At 62.5% G+C, this 23,454-nt stretch carries 19 protein-coding genes; 3 read left to right on the top strand and 16 right to left on the bottom strand.

Annotated elements, in window-relative coordinates; all coding sequences use genetic code 11:
- Positions 1-4: 4 nt before the first annotated feature.
- The 7 genes from hrcA to gpr all read right to left on the bottom strand — a co-directional run bounded on the left by hrcA (position 5) and on the right by gpr (position 8,246).
- On the bottom strand, positions 5-1,030 hold the full coding sequence (hrcA, locus tag I8J29_RS19925; RefSeq protein ID WP_208849262.1) for a heat-inducible transcriptional repressor HrcA: 1,026 nt from the start codon (positions 1,028-1,030) through the stop codon (positions 5-7).
- A gap of 135 nt (positions 1,031-1,165) precedes the next feature.
- Entirely contained in the window at positions 1,166-1,642 is a 477-nt protein-coding gene (locus tag I8J29_RS19930; RefSeq protein ID WP_208849263.1) for an N-acetyltransferase, read from the bottom strand.
- A gap of 127 nt (positions 1,643-1,769) precedes the next feature.
- Positions 1,770-2,927 carry a radical SAM family heme chaperone HemW gene (gene hemW, locus I8J29_RS19935; protein WP_208849264.1) on the bottom strand — a complete coding sequence of 386 codons (1,158 nt, stop codon included), beginning with the start codon at positions 2,925-2,927 and terminating at the stop codon, positions 1,770-1,772.
- Between the two features lie 333 nt (positions 2,928-3,260).
- The gene (gene lepA, locus I8J29_RS19940; protein ID WP_208849265.1) at positions 3,261-5,078 is read right to left on the bottom strand and encodes a translation elongation factor 4; all 1,818 of its coding nucleotides are present in this window, start codon (positions 5,076-5,078) and stop codon (positions 3,261-3,263) included.
- 65 nt (positions 5,079-5,143) lie between these two features.
- Positions 5,144-5,641: a hypothetical protein gene (locus I8J29_RS19945; RefSeq protein ID WP_208849266.1), complete on the bottom strand. Its 498-nt coding sequence runs from the start codon at positions 5,639-5,641 to the stop codon at positions 5,144-5,146.
- Positions 5,642-5,668: 27 nt separating this feature from the next.
- The gene (gene spoIIP, locus I8J29_RS19950) at positions 5,669-6,976 is read right to left on the bottom strand and encodes a stage II sporulation protein P (RefSeq protein ID WP_208849267.1); all 1,308 of its coding nucleotides are present in this window, start codon (positions 6,974-6,976) and stop codon (positions 5,669-5,671) included.
- A gap of 262 nt (positions 6,977-7,238) precedes the next feature.
- A complete protein-coding gene (gene gpr / locus I8J29_RS19955; RefSeq protein ID WP_090638542.1) occupies positions 7,239-8,246 on the bottom strand; it encodes a GPR endopeptidase in 1,008 nt (335 codons plus the stop codon).
- A 193-nt stretch (positions 8,247-8,439) separates the two neighbouring features.
- Here gpr and rpsT point away from each other — a divergent pair, with 193 nt between their 5' ends.
- A complete protein-coding gene (gene rpsT, locus I8J29_RS19960) occupies positions 8,440-8,712 on the top strand; it encodes a 30S ribosomal protein S20 (protein ID WP_090638546.1) in 273 nt (90 codons plus the stop codon).
- 134 nt (positions 8,713-8,846) lie between these two features.
- Here rpsT and holA read toward each other — a convergent pair whose 3' ends face one another.
- The 4 genes from holA to I8J29_RS19980 all read right to left on the bottom strand — a co-directional run bounded on the left by holA (position 8,847) and on the right by I8J29_RS19980 (position 13,002).
- The gene (gene holA / locus I8J29_RS19965) at positions 8,847-9,869 is read right to left on the bottom strand and encodes a DNA polymerase III subunit delta (RefSeq protein ID WP_208849268.1); all 1,023 of its coding nucleotides are present in this window, start codon (positions 9,867-9,869) and stop codon (positions 8,847-8,849) included.
- 246 nt (positions 9,870-10,115) lie between these two features.
- A complete protein-coding gene (locus I8J29_RS19970; protein ID WP_208849269.1) occupies positions 10,116-11,282 on the bottom strand; it encodes a zf-HC2 domain-containing protein in 1,167 nt (388 codons plus the stop codon).
- Positions 11,279-11,827: an RNA polymerase sigma factor gene (locus tag I8J29_RS19975; protein ID WP_208849270.1), complete on the bottom strand. Its 549-nt coding sequence runs from the start codon at positions 11,825-11,827 to the stop codon at positions 11,279-11,281. Before I8J29_RS19975 ends, I8J29_RS19970 begins: the two co-directional genes overlap by 4 nt.
- Positions 11,828-12,042: 215 nt before the next feature.
- Positions 12,043-13,002 carry a D-2-hydroxyacid dehydrogenase gene (locus I8J29_RS19980; RefSeq protein ID WP_208849271.1) on the bottom strand — a complete coding sequence of 320 codons (960 nt, stop codon included), beginning with the start codon at positions 13,000-13,002 and terminating at the stop codon, positions 12,043-12,045.
- A gap of 130 nt (positions 13,003-13,132) precedes the next feature.
- Here I8J29_RS19980 and I8J29_RS19985 point away from each other — a divergent pair, with 130 nt between their 5' ends.
- Complete coding sequence (locus tag I8J29_RS19985; RefSeq protein ID WP_208849272.1) at positions 13,133-13,462, top strand: hypothetical protein; 330 nt, start codon at positions 13,133-13,135, stop codon at positions 13,460-13,462.
- A 121-nt stretch (positions 13,463-13,583) separates the two neighbouring features.
- Here the strand turns inward: I8J29_RS19985 and I8J29_RS19990 are convergent, their stop codons facing one another.
- The 5 genes from I8J29_RS19990 to I8J29_RS20010 are packed head-to-tail and all read right to left on the bottom strand — an operon-like array spanning position 13,584 to position 17,587.
- Positions 13,584-14,024, bottom strand: coding sequence for a cupredoxin domain-containing protein (locus tag I8J29_RS19990; RefSeq protein ID WP_240546344.1), 441 nt, complete (start codon positions 14,022-14,024; stop codon positions 13,584-13,586).
- 13 nt (positions 14,025-14,037) lie between these two features.
- Positions 14,038-14,241 (bottom strand): twin-arginine translocase TatA/TatE family subunit, encoded by a 204-nt coding sequence (gene tatA, locus I8J29_RS19995; RefSeq protein WP_090638560.1) that lies wholly within the window; start codon positions 14,239-14,241, stop codon positions 14,038-14,040.
- Positions 14,242-14,296: 55 nt separating this feature from the next.
- A complete protein-coding gene (gene tatC, locus I8J29_RS20000) occupies positions 14,297-15,061 on the bottom strand; it encodes a twin-arginine translocase subunit TatC (RefSeq protein WP_338113241.1) in 765 nt (254 codons plus the stop codon).
- Positions 15,058-16,779 carry a GMC family oxidoreductase gene (locus I8J29_RS20005; protein ID WP_208849273.1) on the bottom strand — a complete coding sequence of 574 codons (1,722 nt, stop codon included), beginning with the start codon at positions 16,777-16,779 and terminating at the stop codon, positions 15,058-15,060. Before I8J29_RS20005 ends, tatC begins: the two co-directional genes overlap by 4 nt.
- A 16-nt stretch (positions 16,780-16,795) precedes the next feature.
- Positions 16,796-17,587 carry a gluconate 2-dehydrogenase subunit 3 family protein gene (locus I8J29_RS20010; protein ID WP_208849274.1) on the bottom strand — a complete coding sequence of 264 codons (792 nt, stop codon included), beginning with the start codon at positions 17,585-17,587 and terminating at the stop codon, positions 16,796-16,798.
- A 210-nt stretch (positions 17,588-17,797) separates the two neighbouring features.
- Here I8J29_RS20010 and I8J29_RS20015 point away from each other — a divergent pair, with 210 nt between their 5' ends.
- Complete coding sequence (locus I8J29_RS20015) at positions 17,798-23,311, top strand: DUF7507 domain-containing protein (protein WP_208849275.1); 5,514 nt, start codon at positions 17,798-17,800, stop codon at positions 23,309-23,311.
- Positions 23,312-23,454 lie beyond the last annotated feature (143 nt).

Consider the following 23,454-nt stretch of genomic DNA (forward strand, 5'->3'; position numbering starts at 1 on the left):
AGCGTTACTTGTACCAGCGGCCGAGCAGCACGGCCATGTCCTTCGACAAAATGTCCAGCAGGCTGATGACCTTGCCGTAATCCATCCTGGTCGGTCCCAAAATGCCGATCGTGCCCAGCGATTTGCCCTCGACGGAATACGTCGCCGTGATCAGGCTGCAGTTGTTGATCGCCTCATGCGTATTTTCCGTCCCGATGCGGACTTGAATACCGCTTGGAAGCGCATTGAACATCTGCATGATCGTAGGCGTTTCTTCCAGCAAATCCAGGAGCGTCTTCACTTTGTCGACGTCCTTGAATTCCGGCTGGGTGAGCATGTTCGTCGTGCCGCTCATGAAGACGCGGTGATCGTTGTCGCTCGTCATCGTCTCGTCGAGAATGCCGAGCAGCCGCTCGAACTGGTCCGCGTAGCGGCCGAGCTCCTGACCGACTTCCGAGTGCAATTTCGATTTCAGGCGGACGAGCGGAACGCCGACCAGCTTGGCGTTCAAGATGTTCACCGCCTGCTGCATTTCTTCCATATTCATGTCGGGCGGGAGCGAGATGGTGCGGTTCTCGACGTGTCCGGTGTTCGTGACGATGATCGCCACGGCCGAATCCTCGCTGAGGGGCACCAGTTGAAAATGCTTCAGCGACGTCGTGAACGTCTCCGGTCCGAGCACGATGCTCGTATAATTCGTCATGTTCGACAGAATCATCGCCGCGTGCTGAATGATTTGCTCCATTTGGTTCATTTTCTCGGTAAAATACGAGCGGACCAAATGCAGCTCCCGTTCGGACACTTCTCCCAGTTTGACGAGATGGTCGACGTAATACCGGTAGCCCTTGATCGAGGGCACCCGTCCTGCCGAGGTATGGGGCTGTTCGAGGTAGCCGAGCTCCTCCAAATCAGCCATTTCGTTGCGAATCGTCGCCGGGCTGTAGCTGACGTCGCTTCGCTTCGAAATGCTGCGCGAACCGATTGGCTCCGCCGAGCGGATATAATCGTCGATGATGACGTTCAAAATCATGCGCTGCCGATCCGATAACATCGCAGTCCCTCCTATTCGCAGTGCAAACCGCCATGCGGCGTCCGGTCTTCGTCGTTCTCGCCCTCGTTAGCACTCGATAGCGTTGAGTGCTAATCATTACTACAAAAATACCAAACCAACTTGGCAATTGTCAAGTCAGTTCAGCATTTTGAGCACCGCTATTTCGTCGCACGCATGCTGCTTCGGGCAGTTCACGCAGTCGGTCCAAACCTTCTCCGGGAAAATTTCCTTGTTCACGACGGCGAAGCCGTTCTTCTCGAAAAACCGCACCTCGTACGTCAATGCCATGATCTTCGGAATCCCTTGCCGCTTCGCTTCGTAAATCAGCTGATCCACCAGCTTGCTGCCGATGCCGAGCCCCTTGTAGCCCTCTGAAATGCCGAGCGAGCGGACCTCGACCAGGTCGGTTCCGAGCCGCGTCAGCGACCCGCACCCGACGATTTCGTCCCCGATTTCGGCGACGACGAAGGTGTCGATCTGGCGCTTCAGCGTCTCGCGCGAGCGCGGCAGCATAATTCCCTTCGCGGCGTAGCCGGCTATCAATTCCGCCAATGTGTCTATATCGTCCTCGGTCGCTCGTCTGCATACCGCTTCAATCGCTTTTGCTTCCATCGCTCTTGCAACACCCTCTCGCCATGCCAATTTCTGCAAGGATTTAATACGAATAAATATACAACAACGTGCATGGATAAACAAGACCTATTTCAATGGAAAACGCGCGCCCCGGAATCGGCTTCGCCTACGCCAGGAACGCGCCGAACACTTCGTTGCCGAGCGGGATGCCCGGCTTGGACAGCCGGTAGCCTTGTCCGCCGTCTTCCTCGATCGTTTCGATCAAGCCTTGCTTCAACAGCCGCCGAATGGCCTCGCCGAAGACGCCCTCGATCGTCCGCCCCGGAAACTGCAGGGCGAAATCGTTCTCCCGCACGCCCTTCAGCATGCGCAGGCCGACCATCATGAAGTCTTCCATCGCCTCATCCTCGGACACGCCGTTCGTCTCGAGCCGCGGAAGCCGGGCCGCCGCCGCGTCGAGATACGGCTGGATGCCCTTGATGTTGACGTGGCGCTCCCCGCGCGCGTAGCCGTGGGCGCCGGCGCCGAGGCCGTAATACGGCTCGTTGCGCCAATACGTGATGTTGTGCCGGCTCTCGAAGCCCGGCTTCGCGAAATTGCTGATCTCGTAGTGGCCGTAGCCCGCGCCCGTCAGCCGCTCGATGAGCAGCATGTACATCGCGAGCTCGTCCTCCTCCGGAGGCAGCGGCAGCTCGTTGCGTTCGTACAAGGCGTGGAACAACGTGTTCTCCTCGACCTTCAGGCCGTAGAGCGAATAATGCGGCAGCCCGAGCGCCAGCGCCTTCGAAACGCTGTCCGACAGAAGCTCGACCGTCTGGCCCGGCAGGCCGAACATCAGGTCGATCGACAGATTGTCGACGCCGGCCGTCCGCGCGTTCTCGATGCTGCGGTAGACGTCGTCCGCGTTATGGATCCGGCCGATCCGTTCCAGCAACCCGTTGTCGAACGACTGGACGCCGAAGCTGATCCGGTTCACGCCGCCTTCGCGCATCGCCTGCAGCTTCTCCAAATCCGTCGTGCCCGGATTCGCTTCCATCGTGAACTCCGCGTCCGGCCGGATCGGGAAATGCCGCTTCACCGACGCCAGGAACCGCTCCATCTGCGGCGGCGTCAGCACCGTCGGCGTCCCGCCTCCGACGAAGACCGTCCGGATCTCCTCCGGCGCCAGCGCCTCGGCGGTACGGACCATCTCCTGCTCCAGCGCGTCGAGATACGCATCGACGGGCTGTCCTTTCAGCACGTAGGACGTGAAATCGCAATAATGGCACTTGTTCGTGCAGAACGGGATATGAATGTAAAGCGCCCTCGGCGCGTGCATCAGCATAATGTCTTTCCTCCAATGCTCACATCTTACCTAATTAAGCTTTCTTTTAAGGCTTCCTTGAAAAATAAAAACAAGGGAGCTCAGTTGCTCCCTTAAGAAGGCTGCGTTGAGTTGGGCCGGAGGCCGGCAAGGAGCTGCGGCATGGCAAAGGCTTGCGATGCAGGCGAACGCTGCGTTCCTCGTCCTCCGACAATGCACGCAAGCCATTCACCTGAAGCGGTCGCCTTTGTCGGCGGATTTCCGCTTCGAATCGCGCAGATCGAATGAATGACATCCGCCTGCGAAAGCGAGCGGAGACCCTTACCGGCCGCAAGCTGGCTCTTCGACGCCGCATTAATCCTCGTCGATCTTCAGCACCGCCATGAACGCTTCCTGCGGCACCTCGACGCTGCCGACCTGCTTCATCCGTTTCTTGCCTTCCTTCTGCTTGTCGAGCAGCTTCCGCTTCCGGCTGATGTCGCCGCCGTAGCACTTGGCGAGAACGTTCTTCCGCATCGCCTTGACCGTCTCGCGGGCGATGACCTTGTTGCCGATCGATGCCTGGACGGGCACCTCGAACATTTGGCGCGGAATGAGTTCCTTCAGCTTCTCGCAGATGATCCGGCCGCGGTTGTAGGCGCGGTCGCGGTGCACGATGACGGACAGGGCGTCGACCTGCTCGTTGTTGAGCATGATGTCCATCTTGACCAGCTTCGATTGGCGGTAGCCCGACAGCTCGTAATCGAAGGACGCGTAGCCCTTCGTGCTGGACTTCAGCTGATCGAAGAAGTCGTAGACGATCTCGGACAGCGGCATGTCGTACGTGATGGTGACGCGGTTCGTGTCCAGGTACTCCATGTTCACGAACTCGCCGCGCTTGTTCTGGCAGAGCTCCATGATGGCCCCGACGTAATCGTTCGGCACGATGATGGCCGCCTTGACGTACGGCTCCTCGACGTATTCGATCTTGCCGACCTCCGGATAGTTGGACGGGTTGTCGATCTCGAGCACGTCGCCGTTCGTCAGCGTGACGCGGTAAATAACGCTCGGCGCCGTCGTGATGAGCGGAATGTTGAATTCCCGTTCGATCCGCTCCTGGATGATCTCCATATGCAGCAGGCCGAGGAAGCCGCAGCGGTAGCCGAAGCCGAGCGCCGTCGACGATTCCGCCTCGTAGCGGAGAGACGCGTCGTTCAGCTCGAGCTTCTCCAGCGCGTCGCGCAGATCGTTGTAATCCTGCGTTTCGATCGGGTACAGGCCGCAGAACACCATCGGGTTGATCTTGCGGTAGCCTGGCAGCGCTTCGGGCGCCGGCCGCTTCGCGTCCGTGATCGTATCGCCGACGCGCGTGTCCTTCACGTTCTTGATGCCCGCGACGACGAAGCCGACGTCGCCGACCGCCAGCTCGCCGACGATGCCCATGCGCGGCATGAAGGCGCCGACCTCGATGACTTCGAACTCCGCGCCCGTCGCCATGAAGCGGATCTTCTTGCCGGCCTTGATGCTGCCGTCGATGACGCGCACGTAGACGATGACGCCCTTGTACGGATCGTAATGCGAGTCGAAAATGAGCGCCTTCAGCGGCTCGTCCGGATCGCCCGCCGGTGCCGGCACTTTGGTGACGACCTGCTCCAGGATGTCCTTGATGCCGATGCCGGCCTTCGCGGAAGCCAGCACCGCGTCGCTGGCGTCGAGGCCGATGACGTCCTCGATCTCCTGCTTGACGCGCTCCGGCTCCGCGCTCGGAAGGTCGATCTTATTAAGCACCGGGATGATCTCGAGATTGTTGTCGAGCGCCAGATAAACGTTCGCCAGCGTCTGCGCCTCGATGCCCTGCGCCGCGTCCACGACGAGCAGCGCGCCTTCGCAGGCCGCGAGGCTGCGGGAAACCTCGTATGTAAAGTCGACGTGCCCCGGCGTGTCGATCAAATTCAAAATATACTCTTCGCCGTCGTCGGCTTTGTAGCCGAGCCGGACGGCCTGCAGCTTTATCGTAATGCCGCGCTCGCGCTCCAGATCCATCTGGTCGAGCACCTGCTCCTGCATTTCCCGGGACGAGAGCGCGCCGGTATATTCGAGTATCCGGTCGGCCAGCGTCGATTTGCCGTGATCGATATGGGCAATGATGGAGAAGTTCCTGATTCGTTTTTGTCGTTCGCGTACGTCAGACATGCTTAACCCCCAGAGGTACCTAAATGCTAATCATCATTGTATTATACCAGTTCGGGCCAAGCCCATCAATCCGTCACCTTCTCGAAAAACGAGACGACCAGGCGAATGCCCTTCGCCGAAATGGACTGCAGCACGCCGGCCGTGCCGTCGGCGACCTGGTTGACGGTCGATTGGCTTCCCGCCGCCGGCAGGCCCGGCAGCCGCTTGGCCAGCTCCTCCTGCAGCTTCCGCTCGTATTCGCGGCGGATCTCCTCTTCCGTCCGGCCGTGCTGCGCGTCTTGAACCGTCATCTGCGGCACAGGCGCGATCACGACATCGCGCTCGGGCAGCAGGGCATCGCCCTGTGCTTGGGACCGGTCCTCCCCGTATGAGCCCGACAACCCCGTCGTCCCCGTCGCTCCCGACGTGCCCGTCGCTGCCGTCATGCCCGGCAGCGCCGACCGGATCGTGTCCACGGGACCGTTGATGCGCTCGATGCCGCTCGTCGCGATGTCGATGCCGAACAGGACGATCAGCGCGACCGCGCCTCCGACAAAGGCCGTTTTGATGGTTTGCCGACGCATAGCCTTTTCCCCCTTCTCGAATCCGCTTTATTTGTTCGCCGCCGCGGGCGGAGCGATGACTTTCTCGTCCTTCCAGTACAGGTCCGCGATGACCTTCGCGAGCGCGTCGACCGTCCGGTACGACTCCTTGAGCGTATTGTCCACGCCGCCGATCTCGATCAGCACGCTGTCCGCCGCGAGGGACTGGTTGTATTCGCCGTTCCCGTTGGCCGTCGTTTTGCCCCAGATGCCGCGCGAGAGGCCGGGATACTTTTTCTCGAGCGCTTCGTGAATCTCGCTCGCGAACGCCTCGTTCTTCTTCCAATCCGCATTGCCGTGCCCGATGATGAAGAACACCTGCGCGTAGTCCAGCCCGTTGATCGTCGCGGTCGTTTCCTTGCGGTGCTGCGAATCGCGATGAATATCGAAGAAAAACTTCAGGTTCTTGTTGGACGACATCGCCGTGAGCACCGACTGCTTCGAATATTTATAGGATAGGAGCCAATTGTAGTTTTTAACCGCGGTCGGGTAATCCGTCGCGGAATGGAGCGCGCCGACGCCCAGCTTTTCGAGCTGGTCGGCAAGCCGCGAGCCGAGCATCGTAATGTTCCGGGTCGAGGATTCCGCCGTCTTCTTGCTCTTGATCTCCGGGAACCACGACTCCCGGGCATGGGAGTGGTAAATGAACACGACGTTGCGTCCGCCGGTCGTCGGCTTCGCCGGATCTGCCGGCACTGCCGGGGCGTCGCCCCCGCTCCCGGCATCCTCCGCCGGATCCGCGCCGCCATCGCCCGTCGCGCCGCCGTCCGCGCCGCCGATGTCGCCCGGATCGTGATCCGGCCGGTCGGCGTCGGACAACCCGTCCGGCGCGTCGTCCGCCCCTTCGGCACCGGCGCCTTCGCTCGCCGTTACCGTCTCGTGATCCTCGGGTCCGACCGACGCGTCCGTGCCGGATCCGCCCTGAAGCAGGGTCGTCTTCTCCCCCTCCAGGCCGGGATACTGGCTGGCCAGCAGGCTCTTCGGATCGTCCGGATTGATGTCCGTCAGCAGCCGGACGAGAAAGCTGCCGATCTGATGGCCGGAGATGGCCGGCTGCACGTCCGCTTTGGCGGTTCCGGGCATTTCCATCGCGAGCATGTCCGAGAACAAGCCGTTCGAAACCGACGCCGCGAATCCTTTCATGGACGCGACCGGCGAAGTCGAGGCGCGCTGCTGCACGATGACGCCGACGCCGACAACGAGGACAAGGACCATCGATCCTAATGACAGCAGGGCAAAGGTGCGGCCGGCCACCAGCAGCTGCCTGAGCCGCAGGCTGCTTCGTCCGATATTGAGCGTCATTATGATACGTTTCATTGCGTTCGTTCCTCCCGGTTCCCGTTTTCGGTGCATCGCCCGTTTTCAAGCCTGATTCCATCTTATGAGGACGAGCGGATTGCTAGAACCGGAAGTTTAGTAGACGCTAGATTACCCGCGAGACTGCGAGACTGCTAGCTTGCTAGATTCGCGGGCGCCGTCCCGCGCGGAAAAGCCCTCCGGCGCGAGGCCGAAGGGCGGATGGCGGTACGTTATGCCGGCGGCCGGCCCTCCTCGCGCATTCGGCGCAAGGCGGAGCCGGTCAGTGCGTGTAGGCGGCCACGTTGGACTTGTCGACGGCTTCGTGAAGCGCCGCGTTCAAACCGCTCGCCACGATGTTGGCGATGTCCTCGATGAACTGGTCGATTTCCTTCGGCGTGACGAGCAGATCGTGGCCGAGCGGCCCGAGCGCTTCGCGGACGAGCAGCAGCCGCTCGTTCTCGTCGATGGAGTCCAGCAGCCCCATGAATCCGTCCGTCGCCTGATTGGCGTGCTTCTTCAAGTGCTCCCGCATGAGGTCGATGCTGTTGCTGACGATCGTCGAGGCGTACAGCACGGTGGGCACGCCGATCGCCACGACGGGCACGCCGAGAATGTCCTTCGTCAGCCCGCGCCGCTTGTTGCCGATGCCGGAGCCGGGATGGATGCCGGTATCGGCGATCTGGATCGTCGTGTTGACCCGCTCGAGCGCCTTGGACGCCAGCGCGTCGATGGCGATGATGAGGTCGGGCTTCGAGCGGTCGACGATGCCCTGCACGATGTCGCTGGATTCGATGCCGGTAATGCCGAGCACCCCGGGCGCGACCGCGCTGACGTTGCGGTAGCCGGGCGCGACCTCGTTCGGCATGAGCTCGAAAAAGTGCCGGGTCACGAGCGTGTTCTCGACCACGATCGGCCCGAGGGCGTCGGGCGTCACGTTCCAGTTGCCGAGGCCGACGATGAGCACGTTGGCGGTCTTCGGCACGTTGATGCGCTCCAGGAACGCCGCGAACTCCTGCGCCAGCTTCGTCGCGACCCGGTCCTGCAGGCCCGTGTCCTGCTTGCGCAGCTCGGGCACTTCGAAGGTGACGTAGTGGCCGATCATTTTCCCCATGATGCGCGAGCCTTCCTCCGTCGTGACGTCGAGCCGGGTAATCTTGATGCCGTCATCGTCCGACACCTCGGACACGACGCCGGGGATCGGCCCGTTGCCGGCCGATTCCGCAAGCTCCTTCGCTTCCAGCGCCAAGTCGATGCCGACGTTAAAGCGTTCCAAATCCAGGTCATCCATGCAATAAGGGCGCTCCTTCCATTTTCGAATGGTCTTAGTTTGCGGAAGCCCGGGAAAAATTATGCGGTTCGGGAGCCCCCGGAGAGGCGAACAAGCCCGAGCGCGCTATTGCATTTTGTCCCTGCCCATGATAAACTATGTCAAGTTGTGTTTGTTACAAAGGGGTTTCCCTTTTTTACGGGAGGTGAATGCAATGCCAAACATCAAATCCGCTGTAAAACGCGTGAAGACGATCGAGAAACGCCGCGCTCTGAACGCTTCTCAAAAATCCGCGCTTCGCACGGCCGTTAAAGCTGCCGACCAAGCTGTCGTCGCTACCGATGTGGAAGCTGCCAAAGCAGCTCTGATCGTCGCTACGAAAAAGCTGGACAAAGCCGTAACGAAAGGCCTGATCCATAAAAATGCAGCTGCTCGCAAAAAGTCGCGTCTGGCTAAGAAGCTGAACGCGCTGAGCGCTCAAGCCTAATTCAAACCCATAAAAGTCCTGCCCGCTCGCTTCGGCGAACGGGCAGGACTTTTTTAACGTTTCCGCGCAAGCCGCCAACGCCGCATACCGGCGGGCTTCGATCCGCCGGTACCGGCCGCCGCGCTCGCCGCCGGTTACGCGGCGAGCGACAGCAGGAACAGCTCCAAGCCGAGCGTTTTGTCTACCCGGCCCGTCTTCATGCCGTAATCCAGCTCCGCCAGCTTGCTCAGGTGTCGGCCCAGCGTTTGCGCGGAGAAGCGCCTCGCTTTCTCGGCCGCCAGCTTGACGGCGTACGGGTGCAAGCCGATCTGGCCGGCCATCTGCTGCTGCGAGTAGTTGCGCTGCTCCAGCTCCTTCACCTGCAGCATGACCCGGAACTGCCGGGCGATCAGCGCCGCGATCTTGATCGGCTCTTCCCGGCGCAGCAGCAATTCGGCGTACAGCTTCAGCGCCTTCTCCACGTTCAGCGACGCCATCGCGTCGATCAGCGCGAAGACGTCCTCCTCGACCGTCGACGCGATCAGCGCTTCGACGTCCGCGCCCGAGATGGCGCCGCCGTGGCCGGCGTGCAGGCAGAGCTTGTCCACCTCGTGCGCCAGCTGCTGCATGTTCGTGCCGGTGCGGGCGAGCAGCAGCTGCGCGGCATCGCGATCCAGCGAGCGGCCCTGCTCCTCCGCGCGCTTGACCGTCCATTGAAGCAGCTCGTTCTCCTGCAGCTCCTGGAAGGCGATCAGCGCGTCCTGCTCCTTCAGCAGCTTCACGACCTTGCGGCGCTCGTCGAGCTTCTCCGCCATCACCTGGAACACGAGAACGCTCGTCTCGCAAGGCTGCTTCAGATACGCGACCAAGGCCTCCGTGCCGTGCTCGAGCTTCGCTTCCTTGCCCTGGGCCGCCGCAAGCACGGACGCATCCCGTACGAGCACCAGCTTGCGCGACGCGAAGAACGGCAGCGTATCCGCCTCCGCGACCGCTTCCTCGACCGGCGTCTCCGACATGTCGTACTTCACGATGCCGAGCTCGCGCTCTTCCGCCGGCAACAGCTTCTCCGTCAGCGCCTCGACGAACTGCCGCATCCGGTAGCGGTCTTTCCCATATAACACGTAAACGGGCCGGAATCGCCCGGCTTTCCATTCCTTCGCGGCTTCCTTCGCGTCCATCCGCTCGCCTCCTCCGTACCGATCATGTTAACGATAGCGCCATTCCGGCTAAAACGCAACAAAGGGATGGGGCCGCTTCGCCCCATCCCTTTGTCCCCGAACATCTATATAAACACTCGCGAGCGCGGGTCCATGGTACCGGCTGCGAATGGTCATACGGACGTCAAGGCTTTCTCGATCGTCGCATGACGCTTTCTTCTCTACACCATACGCGAATGTCACGTCATGTGTGCTTGGGTAAATGCATTATTTGCTAGATTGCGTCTGCTCCGTCCCCGTCTTCGGATCGACGGCGAACGTCTTCTTGACGCCGTCCGCGTCGATCGCCGTGTACGTCAGCTTGTCGTCGTTCGACCACTTGAGATCGGCGATGCCGGTCCGTTTGGCGCTCTGGTACTTCAGCTCGCTGTCGCCGACGGTATACACGCTCACCGTATCCCCGTCCACGATGAACGCCTGGTACTGCTTGTCGGGCGAAATCGGCGAAGCCATCACGGGCGGCTCGCTCGAGGCGGATTTGTTGTTATCCGGCGCTAGCGCGGACGCATTGCCCCCGCCATTGCTCGCTTTGTCGGCCGCGACGCCGCCGCCCGCGGCGCTCATGGTCTGATCCGATTCGGCCGCCGGCGCGTTGCCGCCGCCGCTCGCGGTATCGCCCGCACCCGAAGAGCCGGTCGCGTAATTCGGCGAGTAAGACTTATCGGCATCCGCTCCGCCGGAGCTCCGTCCGCCCGTAATCGGCGGCATCGCTTCGCCGTTCGGATCGACGGCGATCTTCTGATCCTTGCGCAGCTCGCCTCCGCCGTCGTTCGCCGCCTTGCTCTTGTCCGCGCCCTGCGTCGAGACGCCCGCGTCGTTCTTCGACGCGGCGCCGCCGTCCGAACCGGCGTCGGCCGCCGCGTCGTTGTCCTTCATGGCATTGCTCATCACCGTGCTATCCGCGCTGGACGCGGTATCGGACGAAGCGGCCATATTGCCGCTGTCCGCGCTGTCGCGCAGCGTATGCGTGCCGTTGCTGCTCAGGAAGAACATGCCGACGATGACGCCGGCCGCGATGACGCCGCCCGCCGCGGACATCGGCAGCCAGCGGCGCCAGCCGTCCCCGCTCTTCTGCGTCCGTCGCGGAGGGTTCGTCCCTTCGCCGGCAACGACGATAGGCGGCGGCTCTGCGGTCCGCGCCTCTTCGGCCGCCGACAGCTCCGCGAGCTTCGGCAAGATCGCGTCGACCAAGCTGTAGCTGGGGGTTACCTTCGGCAAGCTTTCCAATCCCTCGGACAGCCGCTTCAACCGTTCGAACATCGCCGCGCACTCGGAGCAATGCCGCGTATGATTCATCAAGATTTCGGTTTCCCGTTCGTCCAGGTCCCCGTCCAGCTGTCGTTGCATATAGTCCATCACCTCTTGACAATTCATCCTCGGACACCTCCTCTCTGATAGTCGTGCAGGTAGGTCTGCAGCTGCTGCCTTGCCCGGAATAAATAGGATTTGACGGTATTCAGCGGCAAATCGAGCGAATCCGCGATTTCGTTGTAAGAGAAGTCCTGCAGGTACCGCAGCACGACGACCGCCCGGTGATGCTCCGGCAGCTTGTCGATCGCCTTGCGGATATCCTGCGCGGTGTACGACGACATGACTTCGTCCTCGACGGTATGCTGATCCTGAAACACCATCTCGTGTTCCTCGATGGACACGGTCGGTTTGTTTCTCCGGAACTTATCGATGCAAATATTCGTCACGATCCGTTGGACCCAGGTTTTGAACTGCGCCTTTTCCTCGTACGTGCCGATCTTGGTATAAATGCGGATAAGGGCTTCTTGGGCGGCATCCATCGCGTCCTGTTCGTTGTTGACGATATAATACGCGGTACGGTATACGTGATTTTCGATTTGGCGCAACAGAGTAATAAGAGCTTCGCCATCGCCGGCTTGCGCGGCTTTGATCAGGCCTGGCTCTACCACGGAGGATCCCCCCTCTTGCAACATAACAGACGGACGCGTCCTGTCGAATGTTGCACAGCATTAAGATCTTTTTTTATGAAAAATTTAGGTGTCTATGGTCCTAGTCGAATCAAGGCCTAGTACATCAAAAGAATAGCAGAAAATAAAAGGACCGTACACCCTGCCGGAACATTTCCAGGCAGCCGTACGGTCTTGGACGTCGTCCGCCGCTCGCTTCAATATTGCGCGCGCAGGTCGACCAGGTTGCGAACCGGCGCGCCATGCGCGCCGTAATGGGCCAGGTTCTCGAGCACGATCTCCAGCGCGCGGGCCGTGTAGACGTCCGTGCTGCCCGCCTCGTGCGGGGTCAGGATCACGTTGTCCAGCCCCCACAGCGGATGATCTTCCGGCAGCGGCTCCTGCTCGAACACGTCCAGGCCGGCGCCGGCGATGCCGCCGCTTCGGAGCGCCTCCACCAGCGCTTCGGTGTCGGTCGTGCCGCCGCGTCCGATATTCAAGTAATAGGCCGTGGATTTCATGGCGTCGAACCGGGCGGCGCCGATCAAGCCGCGCGTCGCGTCCGTCAGCGGCAGGCAGTTGACGACGTAGTCGCTCCGCGCCAGCACGTCGTTCAAGCGGTCCATGCCGTACATCTCGTCCACGTATTCGGCGGCGCCTTCCGTGCGGCGGATGCCGAGCACCTTCATTTGAAAGGCTTTGGCGATCTTGGCCGTCTCCAGCCCGATCGCGCCGACGCCGAGGATGGCGATCGTCCGGCCGTGCGCTTCCCCGAGCCGCGGCGAGGGCTGCCATCGGGCCTCGAGCTGGCTGCGCACGGCGCGATGCACCCCGCGGGTCAGCGACAGCAGCATGGCGAAGATCGATTCCGAGATTTGGAACGGATGCACGCCCGATGCATTGGTGACGACGATGCCGAGCTCCTTGACGCGGTCAAGCGGCAGATGGTCGATGCCGGCTCCCATGTTTTGCAGCCATTTCAGCGCGATGCCCTCGGTAAAGAGCGTCTTTTTCACGTCCCGGTTCCACCCGAGGATGATCTCGGCGGATTTCAGCAGCTCCCTCGCTTGCGCTTCGCCGAGCCCCGCGGCTTGCACGAACGCATGCCCCGGCAGCGCCGCCCGGATCGCCGCGGCCTGTTCGTCGTCGAACGCGTGAACGGAAACGATGGTTCCCATACGTACGGCTCCCCTCCCTGATTGTCCCTGATTTTGGTTTAAACGTTACCACCCGTCGCGGATTGTGTCAAACGGGAACGATCCGGTTATCTTAATAGCAAGCTGACTATGCGCTGCGGGAGGGTTGAGGATGATGACGAAGGAGCAGTGGAACGGGCGATGGGTCGACGACTACTTGGACTTGTACAATTTCGCGGGGGCGATCGGCGACCGGGCTTGGCAGGCGGAAATCGTGGAAGAGCTGCGGCAGAAGGACGCCGCCTACGACGAAACCGTCCGCGAACGGACGAAGGAACAGCTGTGGCTCCAGTTCAACGCGATCAACTATAAGATGATGGAATTGTTCGCGCTGATGCGCCAAACCGGCAGCACGGAGGAGGAATCCGCCATCCGGGACTTGATCTGGCAGCTGAAGCTGCAGCGGATGGACCTCGCCAAGCAGATCAAGGAGCTGTGCTGACGATCCGCCGGAACGAACCCCGCGCCGTCCGCCGGCAACGCCTGCACGCCGAATAAGCCCTTCCCGCAGCGTCGTCCGCACCGGGAAGGGCTTATTCGGCGTTTCTCGGTCGTACGTCCCGTCAGTCGACGATCAGTTTGCCGACCATGTTGGCGTGGCCCGAGCCGCACATGACCGAGCAGTTGTACGGATGCTCGCCCGCCTTGTCGGCCGTGAAGGTCGCCGTGCCGTTGTTTTCTTTGATGTCGACGTTGAAATCCGGGATCGCGAAGCCGTGGGACCCGGCTTCGTCGACGAGCGTGACCGTGACTTTGTCGCCCTGCTTCACGTGAATTTCGGTTTGGTCGAATTTGAAGTTGGTCGCCTTGACCGTAATGTTCTGCGCGCCCCCGCCGCCCGCGTTCGTGCCCGCGTTCGTGCCCGCGCCGTTGTTCGTACCCGCGTTCGTGCCGCCGTTGTTGGCGGCGTTGTTGTTCTTGTTGCCGCCGCAGCCGGTCACCGCCAGCGCCGCCATGCAGACGAGCGCGGACGTGAGGATGCCCTTGCGCAATCGGTTGTTCATCGGTTATCTCTCCTTATTTGGCTTGTTCCAATTCTTTGACGGGCTGCTGCTTCTCTTCCGTCGCATCATCGATTATGATGCCCTTCGTGGAGTTGCGGAATTCGCGAAGGGTATCGCCGAACGCGCGGCCGAGCTGAGGCAGCTTGGCCGGCCCGAAGACGATGAGCGCGATGGCCAGAATGATGATCAGCCCGGAAACGCCGACGTTGTTGAACATGCGGATGACCTCCTTTCCCGAATCGGATGGTTTAAACATGGATTGCCGCGTCCTCTTACGGCAGCGCCGGCTTCAGCCCCCGTTTCTCCCTTCTCCGGAAGTACCGGATGCTGACGAAGGCGCTGATCTCGAACAGCAGGATGAGCGGAAGCGTCACCGACAGATGCGAGACGAAGTCGGGAGGCGAGATGAGCGAGCCCAGCACCGCCAAGCCGACGTACGCGAACTTGCGGACCTGCTTCAGCTTGCCCGGCGTGAGCAGCCCGATGCGGGTCAGCAGGAGCAGAACGAGCGGCATCTCGAACGCGATGCCCATCGGCAGCAGGAAGCTGACGAGGAAGGAGACGTAATGCTGGATGCCGTATACCTCTTGCGCCCCGATCGACCGGTTGAGCTTGATCATGAACGCGATCATCATCGGCAGGGCGACGAGATAGCCGAACAGCACGCCGCTCGCGAAGAGCAGCACCGACAGCGGCACGTACATCAGCGTCGCTTTGGCTTCCGATTCCGTCATGCCCGGCCGCGCGAACGCCCACAGCTGATAGACGAATACCGGCAGCGACAGCAGCAGCCCGACCATGAGCGCGCATTTCATATAGACGGCCAGCCCGTCGGACAGCGAGAAGACGCTCCATTCCACCTTCACCGAGCCGAGATGCGTCTTGACGAAATGCAGCAAGCGCGGCGAAACGTAGAGACCGGCGGCCAAAGCGAGCACGAACCAGACCGCCGCGACGATGAGCCGCTTGCGCAGCTCCGTCAAATGCGCGATCAGGTCCCGATCCACGGACAGCTTGCCGTTCTCCGCGCCGCTCACGCGAGCGGTCCCGGCTTCGCGATATATTTGGCGATGCCGTCGGCCGCCCGGTACGCGAGCGCCCCGACGGTCGCCGTCGGATTGAACCCGCTGTTATGCGAGAACGCCGAGGCGCCGACGACGAAGACGTTCGGGGCGTCCCACATTTGCAGGTAATTGTTGACGACCGACGTCTTGGGATCGCTGCCCATGATGGCGCCGCCCGTATTATGCGTGGACTGGTACGGCACGATGTTGTACTGCTTGATGGAGTCGTGAATCTCCGTCTTCGTGCCGCCCATTCCGTCGGCGATTTCCTTCGTTTTGCCGGCGATGTATTTCACGAGCTCGCGATCCTGGTCTTCGAAATCGAACGTCAGCCGGATCAGCGGCAGGCCGAGCGCGTCCTTGTAGGTCGGGTCGAGATCGAGGTAATGGTGGCGCCACGGCATGCTGGAGCCCTGCGCCGCCACGGTCAGCACGCGGTTCGCGTAATGAAGCGTTTGCTTCTTGAACTCGGCCCCCCATTTGGCGGTGCCCATCGGCGCGGGCTGGAATTGGATCGGCCTGGCCCCCGTCTGCGTGAACCGGATGTTCGCGCCGTGCAGAAACTTCAGGTCCGCATGGTCGAAATTGTCGCCGTTGTAATCGTCTAGGCTGCTGCCGAGCGCGCCCGCGCCCATCGCCAGGTTGAATTCGCGGTCCTCGTACATGACGTTCGTGCTGGCGCCGTTCACCTGATAGGCGTAGTTGCGGCCGACCGCGCCCGTGTCGGATTGCGGATCGTACGGCCGGCCGAGCTTGGAGTGCAGCAGCAGCCGGACGTTGGAGAACAAGTAGCTCGCGAGAATGACGACGTCCGCCGGCTGGATATACTCTTCGCCGGTCGGCGTGTTGACGTAGCGGACGCCCGTCGCCTTCGTGCCGTCGTGCAGCACTTCCGTCACGGTCGAGTGCGTCCGGAGGTCCAGCTTGCCCGTCTTCTGGGAGACGGGCATGACCGTGACGACGGGATCGGACTTCGCGCCGTATTCGCAGCCGAAGCGCTCGCAGTAGCCGCAGTATTGGCAGGCGGCCCGCTCGATCCCGTCCGGATTCTTGTACTGCTCGGTCAGGTTGGCCGAGGGGATCACGTACGGGTGATAGCCGAGCTTCTTGGCCGATTCCTCGAACAGCTTCATGCCGGGCGTCTTCTTCATCGGGCCGACCGGGAACGCCTTGGACATCTTCCCGACGTTCGGCTGGGTCGTCGGTTCGCCGCCGATGCCGGCCATCTGCTCGAATTTCACGTAATACGGCTCCAGCTCGTCGTAGGTGATGCCCCAATCGCGGATCGCCATGCCGGCCGGAATTTTTTTGGCGCCGTAGCGCTCGATCGTCTTGCTGCGGATCTGGAAATCGTACGGCAGGAACCGGTAATACTGGCCGTTCCAATGCACGCCCGCGCCGCCCAGCCCTTCGCCGAGCAGGAACGAGCCGTAGCTGCGCATCGGCAAAGCCCGCTGCTTGTCCGAGTTGCGGAACGTGACCGTTTCCTTGGATAGATCCTGCATCAGCTCGTACCGGGACGCGTAGCGCAGCTCGTCGTGCACGTGGAAATAATCCTGCGTGTTCCGGCTCTTGCCCCGCTCGAGGCCGACCACGGAATGGCCGGCCTTCGTCAGCTCCGCGGCGATGATGCCGCCGACCCAGCCCATGCCGACGATGACGACCGGCACTTTCGGAAGTTTCGTTGCCATAGTCTGCTTCCTCCTCCTAACCCATTTCCAAATGGTCGCTCAGGCTTAACGGCTCCATTTTGACGAACTCGTCCTTCTCGATGTCGTTGATGTAGCTCATCTGATTGCCCGGGAAGCTGCGCATGCGCCAGCCCCCCATGTTTTTGTTGCCGCCGTATAGCGGATCCGCGTAGACGCCTTCGATCGTCAGGTTCAGGAAGTAATTGAAGAACGTCGATGCCGGCACGCCTTTCAAATGCACCGCGTCCGACTCGAAATCCCCGAGCACCTTGTCCTGCTCCTCCGGCGCCAAATCCGGGAATCCCTTCTGATACTTGTCGTTGCTGTACAAGCTGAGCGCGTCCAGGCCGAGCGCGATCAGCTCCCGCCGCTTGAAGGAGAGCTGGTAGCCCTGCGTCGCCTCCGACTTGTAGAACGGCGGGCTCATGTACTCGCGTCCGTTCAATCCGTAGGAGCTGGCCATCTGATGGTCGATGAAAAAAGCGACGCCGAGCTCCTTCGCTCCGGGACCCGACTCATCCTTCGGATAGATGCGTTCCGCGGCCGCCTCCGCCGTGAGGAATTGGTCTTGATTGAAGTACATCAGCGCTTGGTTGTAGTCCCGGTCCGCCGTCTGCGCCGGTTTATTGGGATCGGTCTGCCCCGCCGGCGGCGTCTCCCCGGTCTTCGTCTGCTTCGCGTTCGCGCCGATCAGGCCGCCGATGACGCCGCCGACCACGACGCCGCCGATCGCGGTGCCCGAATATTTGAGAAACTGCCTGCGCGACTCGTCGCGGGGCTGCCCGGGCGGATCTTGTTTGTTCGCCATGCCATTCGCCTCTCTTCCGAAAGTTGGAGGAATTCCTTGGGGTTAGTGTTTTCCAGCGGACGCAGCATTATCCACGCATAATCGGGAAACTTCCGGCGGCAGGCCGCGGACGGGCGGACGGAAATAATCGGACTGAACGGGGAGGCGGCCGAATAGGTAACGAACAGCGGTTTTATTTCACTGCTCCTAAAGGGAAGGGGTGAGCCGGCAGTGGCTTGTGCGAATTTGGGCGTGGCCAACGATTTCAACGTCTTCGTGCTCGGCAACCATACGCAATCGTTCGTCGACGCCGGCGGACGGGTCGCCGTAGGCGGGAAAGCGACGTACCGCGGCTACGGCATCGGCAGCGCGCTGAACGTATCCGCGACGCGGGCCGACTTGATCGTCGGAGGCAGCATGGACATCATCGGCGGCACGAACTTCAGCGGGAACAGCGTCATCGCGCCGGGCGGAACGATCGTCAATTATACGATGACGAACAATAACGGCGTGCTGCCGCAGCCGCAGACCGGCACGCCGGTCGATTTCGCCGCGGCGGGCCAGTACTTGACGTGCGCGTCCGCTTCCTGGGGCGCGCTCGCGCCGACGGGAACCGTGTCGGTCGCGTTCGGGACGATCACGCTGACGGGCACCGGTCCGACGCTCAACATTTTCAGCCTGAACGGCGCGAACGTGGCCGGCTCCGGCGTCTCGCTCGCGACGGCGAACGGCATCAACATCGTGACGCCGCCGGGTTCGACGGTGCTCGTCAATATCGCGGGCAACGGCGTCGGCTTCGGCAGCTACGCCATGTTCATCAACGGCGGCCAATCCTCGCCGAGCAACGGCGCCGTCATCCTCTGGAATTTCTACCAAGCGACGTCCGCCTTCAACCTGAACCTGTCCATCAAAGGCTCGGTGCTGGCGCCGCTCGCCGTCTGGAGCGCGGTCGGCTTCGGCAATATCGACGGCACGATGGCGGCGCAGTCGTTCGTCAATACGACCGGATCGCTGGAAGCCCATACAATCCCGTTCGTCGGCTGCCTGCCGGAGGTCGCGTGCACGCCGACGCTGACGATCCGCAAGACGGTCAACGGCGGCGCTTCGTTCGCGGGAACGGCCGGAACGCCGCTGACTTATGTGATTCAAGTCATCAACACGGGCGGCGGCGTGCTGACCAACGTGCAGATCAGCGATCCGCTGCTCGGCTTCAGCCAGACCGTCCCTTCGCTCGCTTCCGGGCAGGAAGTCGACTTTACGATCCAATCGCAGGTGCAGCCGGGCACGCCCGGCAGCAGCTACGTCAACACGGCGTTCGTGCAGAGCAATCAGACGCCGCAGCAGTCCGGCTCGGTCACCATTACGATCCAGGGCTTCCTGGACGTCAGCCTGATCAAGACGGCCGACCGGACGAGCGCCGCGCCGGGCGATACCGTCCAATACACGTTCACCGTCGTCAACCCGGGCGGCGCGGCGCTCCAAAACGCGACGCTGACCGACGCGGCGCTCGGGCTCTCGTTGTCCTTCCCATCCTTCGTAAGCGGCACGATCGCGACGGTCCCGTACACGATTCCCGCCAATGCCGTCATCGGCAGCACCTTCGTGAACACCGGCGTCCTGAACGCGTCGAATCTGGCGTCGCCGGTATCCGCGCAGGCATCCGTGCTCATCACGGAAACGCCCTCCGTCCTGCTCACCAAGACGGCCGATCGCGCGACGGCGCTGCCGGGGGATACGATTCAATACACCGTTACCGTGTCGAACGATTCCCAGGTCACGCCCGTCTTCAATCTGCGCGTCACGGATCCGCTGCTGTCGCTCGACCAGATCATTCCGCAGCTCAACGCGCAGGCTTCGTCCGTCTTCAACGGCATGTATGCCGTGCCGCCGGGAACCCCCGCCGGAACGGTCATCACGAACACCTCCGTGCTGCAGTCGTCGCTCGGCACCCAATCGGCGACCGTGCAGGTGACCGTCGCCCCGCTGGCGGCGATTTCCATCGCGAAGACGCCCCGAAGACCGGCCGTGGCGCCCGGGGATACCGTCATCTACGACATCGTCGTGACCAATACCGGCAACGTCCCGTTGACGAACGTCCTCGTGTCCGACCCCGCGCTCTCCTTCTCCACGGCGATCGCGTCGCTCGGGATCGGCGCTCAGAGCGCGTCCGAAGCGTTCTTCACCGTGCCGCCGGGGACGGCGGCCGGCACGAAATTCTTCAACACGGCGTTCGTTCTCTCGGATCAGACCGCCCCCGAGGAAGCGGGCAGCGAAATCATCGTCGCCCCGGTTTACTCGATCTCGATCCAGAAAGCGGCGTCGCCGACCACGGCCGCTCCCGGAGCGACGGTCAACTATACGATCACCGTGACCAACACGTCCAACGCGGCCATCACCGGCGTTGCGGTATCGGACCCGACGATCGGCCTGCAGCAGACGATCGGCTCGATGCCCGCCAATTCCTTGGTCGTGTTCGAGATTCCGTTTACCGTGCCCGCAGGTGCGGCAGCCGGCACGGTGCTCAACAACATCGTAAGCGCCGTCTCCGATCAAACGCCGGTCCGCACGGCGGCGGCGCAAGTGACGGTCGCGGCGGCGCCGGCGATGACGCTGGCGAAGACCGTGTCGCAAGCCGTCGCGAATCCGGGCGATACCGTCGATTTCACCCTCGTGCTTACCAATACGGGCAACATCGCGCTGACGAACGCGGTGCTGGTCGACTCCTTCCTCGGCATCAATCAGTTCATTCCGTCGCTCGCCGTCGGGCAGTCGTTCCAGCTGACGGCGCCGTATACCGTGCCGGCTTCGTCGGCGCCCGGCACGATCATCACCAATTCGGCCGCGGCGGCCTCGAACCAGACGCCGGCGCCGATCTTCGCGACGGCGTCGGTGACGGTGGTCGGGTCGCCTTCCATCGCGCTGACGAAGACGGCAAGCACCGCCGGCGCCGTGCCCGGCCAAACCGTTACGTTCACCGTCAGCCTGACGAACGCCTCGGCCATCGCGCTGACCAACGTGACGATCGAGGACGATTTTTTCGGGGTCGTCGACCAGTTCCCGACGCTGCTCCCGCTCGAGACGAAGGTCTTCACGCTGGATTACGCCATTCCGGCCGGGACGCCGGCGGACACCGTCTTCACGAACGTCGCGGTCGCGCGCTCCGACCAGACGCCGGAGGTCTCCGCGTCCGCGGCGGTAACCGTGCTGCCGGTTCCGGCGATCGCCCTGACCAAAACCGCCAACGTATCGATGGCCGCGCCGGGCGAGATGGTCATCTATACGATCGTCGTCACGAATACCGGCAACGCGCCGCTGCACGACGTGATCGTGACGGACGACAATCCTCCGCTCGATTCGCTCATTCCTGTGCTGAATCAAGGCGTCAGCGCCACGTTCGTCGTGCCGTATATCGTGCCGGGCACCGCGGATCCGGGCTCCGTAATCGTCGACACCGCCACGGCGGTCTCTGCGGAGACGTCTCCCGTCATCGCGAATGCCGGCGTGCTCGTGGCGCCGCTGCCCAGCACGTCCGCCAGCATACGGAAGCTGGTCGAACCCCCGGCCGCACTGCCGGGCGAAGCCGTCACGTACACGATCATCGTGACCAACAATACCGTCGTCACGCTCTTTAACATTCACGTCGTCGATCCTATCTTGGGCGTCGACCAGACGATCGCTTCGCTGGATGCGGGCGAAAGCATTGCGCTGCTCGTCCCCTTCGTCATTCCGGCCGATGCGCCGGCGGGAATCGGCTTCACGAACACCGCCACCGCGACGGTCGCCGGTCTGAGCATCAGCGCTTCCGCAACGGTCGCGATTCTCGCGGAGCCGGTCCTCGCGCTCGCGAAGACGCCGGATACGGCATCGGCGCTGCCGGGAGAAGCCGTCAATTACACCTTGATAGTCACGAACGCGGGCAACGTGCCGCTCACGAACGTCGGTCTATCCGATCCGCAGCTCGGCTTCGCGACGGTGATTCCGGCTCTGGCAGCCGGCGAAAGCCAAAGCTTCGTCGTACCCTTCGTCATGCCGGCCGATCCGCCCGGCACGATCATCGCGAACACGGCGAGCGCCGTCTCCGGCGAGACGCCCGTTCCCGTTCAAGCGACGGCCTACGTGAGCGTGGGGGCAGCGGCCACGATCGCGATCGCCAAGACGGCCGATCCGGCGCAAGGCGCGCCCGGCGACGTGATCGCGTTCACGATTACGATTACCAATACGTCCGCGGTGACATTGACGAACGTCATCGTGACGGACCCGCTGTTCGGCTGGTTCGAGAACGTGCCCTCGCTTCCTCCCGGCACGTCCAAAACCGTCGTCGTGCGTTATGCGATTCCCCCGCTGGCGCCGGCGGGCTCGACCATCGTAAACGAAGCCACCGTCTTCTCCGACCAGACGCTCCCCGCGTCCGCCGAGGCGAGCGTGCTCGTCTTGGCCGCTCCGTCGCTCCTGCTGCGCAAATTTCAGGATAACGTCGTCGTTAACCCGGGGGGCATGCTCATCTATACGCTGGAGCTGACAAATGACGGAAACTCGCCGCTCACCGGCATCCGGCTCATCGATCCGCTCGTCCGTCTCGACGAAACGATCTCGCTCCTGCAGCCGCAAGCGAGGCTCCAACTCACCGCCGTGTTCAACGTGCCGGCCGACGCGCCCGCCGGCTCGCGGATCGTCAACGTCGCGACCGCTTCCTCGGACCAGACCGCCCCGAGGGAGGCGGTCACGCTCATCGAAGTCGTCGGTACATACGCGCTCCAAGTCGCGAAGACGTACTTGACGCCCGCCGCGCTGCCGGGAACGCCGGCCGCCTTCCGGACGGAGATCACGAATGCGTCGAACGATGCCTTGACGAATCTATTCATCGAAGACCCGCTCGTCGGCTTGACCGGGAATGTCGCGTCGCTGGCGCCGGGCGGGACGATCGCCCTCGAGTCGGCCTATACGGTGCCGGAGGACGCGCCGGTCGATTCGCGGATCGTCAACCGGATCTTCGTCTCGTCCGCCGAGACGGTCGTCGTGTCGGCGGAAAGCGAGGTGACGGTGCTTCCGGGGCCAAGACTCCGGCTCGCGAAGCTGTTCCCGTCGATCGGCCTGCCGGGGCAGCGCGTACCCGTCACCTTATCGGTCGTCAACACGGGCAATCTCGCGCTGCATCGGGTCGTGTTGACCGATCCGATTCTCCGCCTGCACGTGGTCACGGCGGTCATGCAGCCGGACACCGTCGTGACGCTGAACGAATTTTTCGTCATCCCGGACGATGCCGTTCCGGGCTCCGCCATCGTCAACAGGGCCGAAGCAACGTCCGATGAAACGGAACCCGCGACGGCGTCGAAAGAGCTGACGGTCGTCGGCCTGCTCGTCGAGAAGAGCGCCGAGGCGGCGGCTGCCGAATTGAAGGGAACCGTCGGGTTCGTCGTCAACGTCGTCAATCCGACGCGTTTGCCCGCCCATGACGTCCGGGTGACGGATCCGCTTGCCCCCGGCACGTCGCTCGTCGCCGGCAGCGTAACGGCGGACGGCAAGCCGGTCCCGGCCGCGAGCCTGAACGAAGGCGTCCCGCTCGGCACGCTGGCCCCGGGCGCGAGCGCGACGGTGACGTTCCGGGTCCGGATCGAGAAGGAGCAGCCGAACGACGCGCTCGTGAACCGCGCGTTCGCCGCCTTCACGTTCGTGACGGACATGGAGCTCCGCGGCACGTCGGCATCCGATCCGGTCAGCGTGGAGATCTACGATAACGAGGAATGATCGCGCGGCTCGGAGGAACGAAGCCGCATGATAAGCATGCGGGCGCACCGCAGGTGCTGATATCGAGGCGCTTGCGATGCGCTTCTTTCATGGGCGGCCTCGCGCCGGATTGCGTCGACGGACGGCGCCAATCTCCGCCGATC

This window comes from Paenibacillus artemisiicola (assembly GCF_017652985.1).
GTDB classification, from domain to species: domain Bacteria; phylum Bacillota; class Bacilli; order Paenibacillales; family Paenibacillaceae; genus Paenibacillus_Z; species Paenibacillus_Z artemisiicola.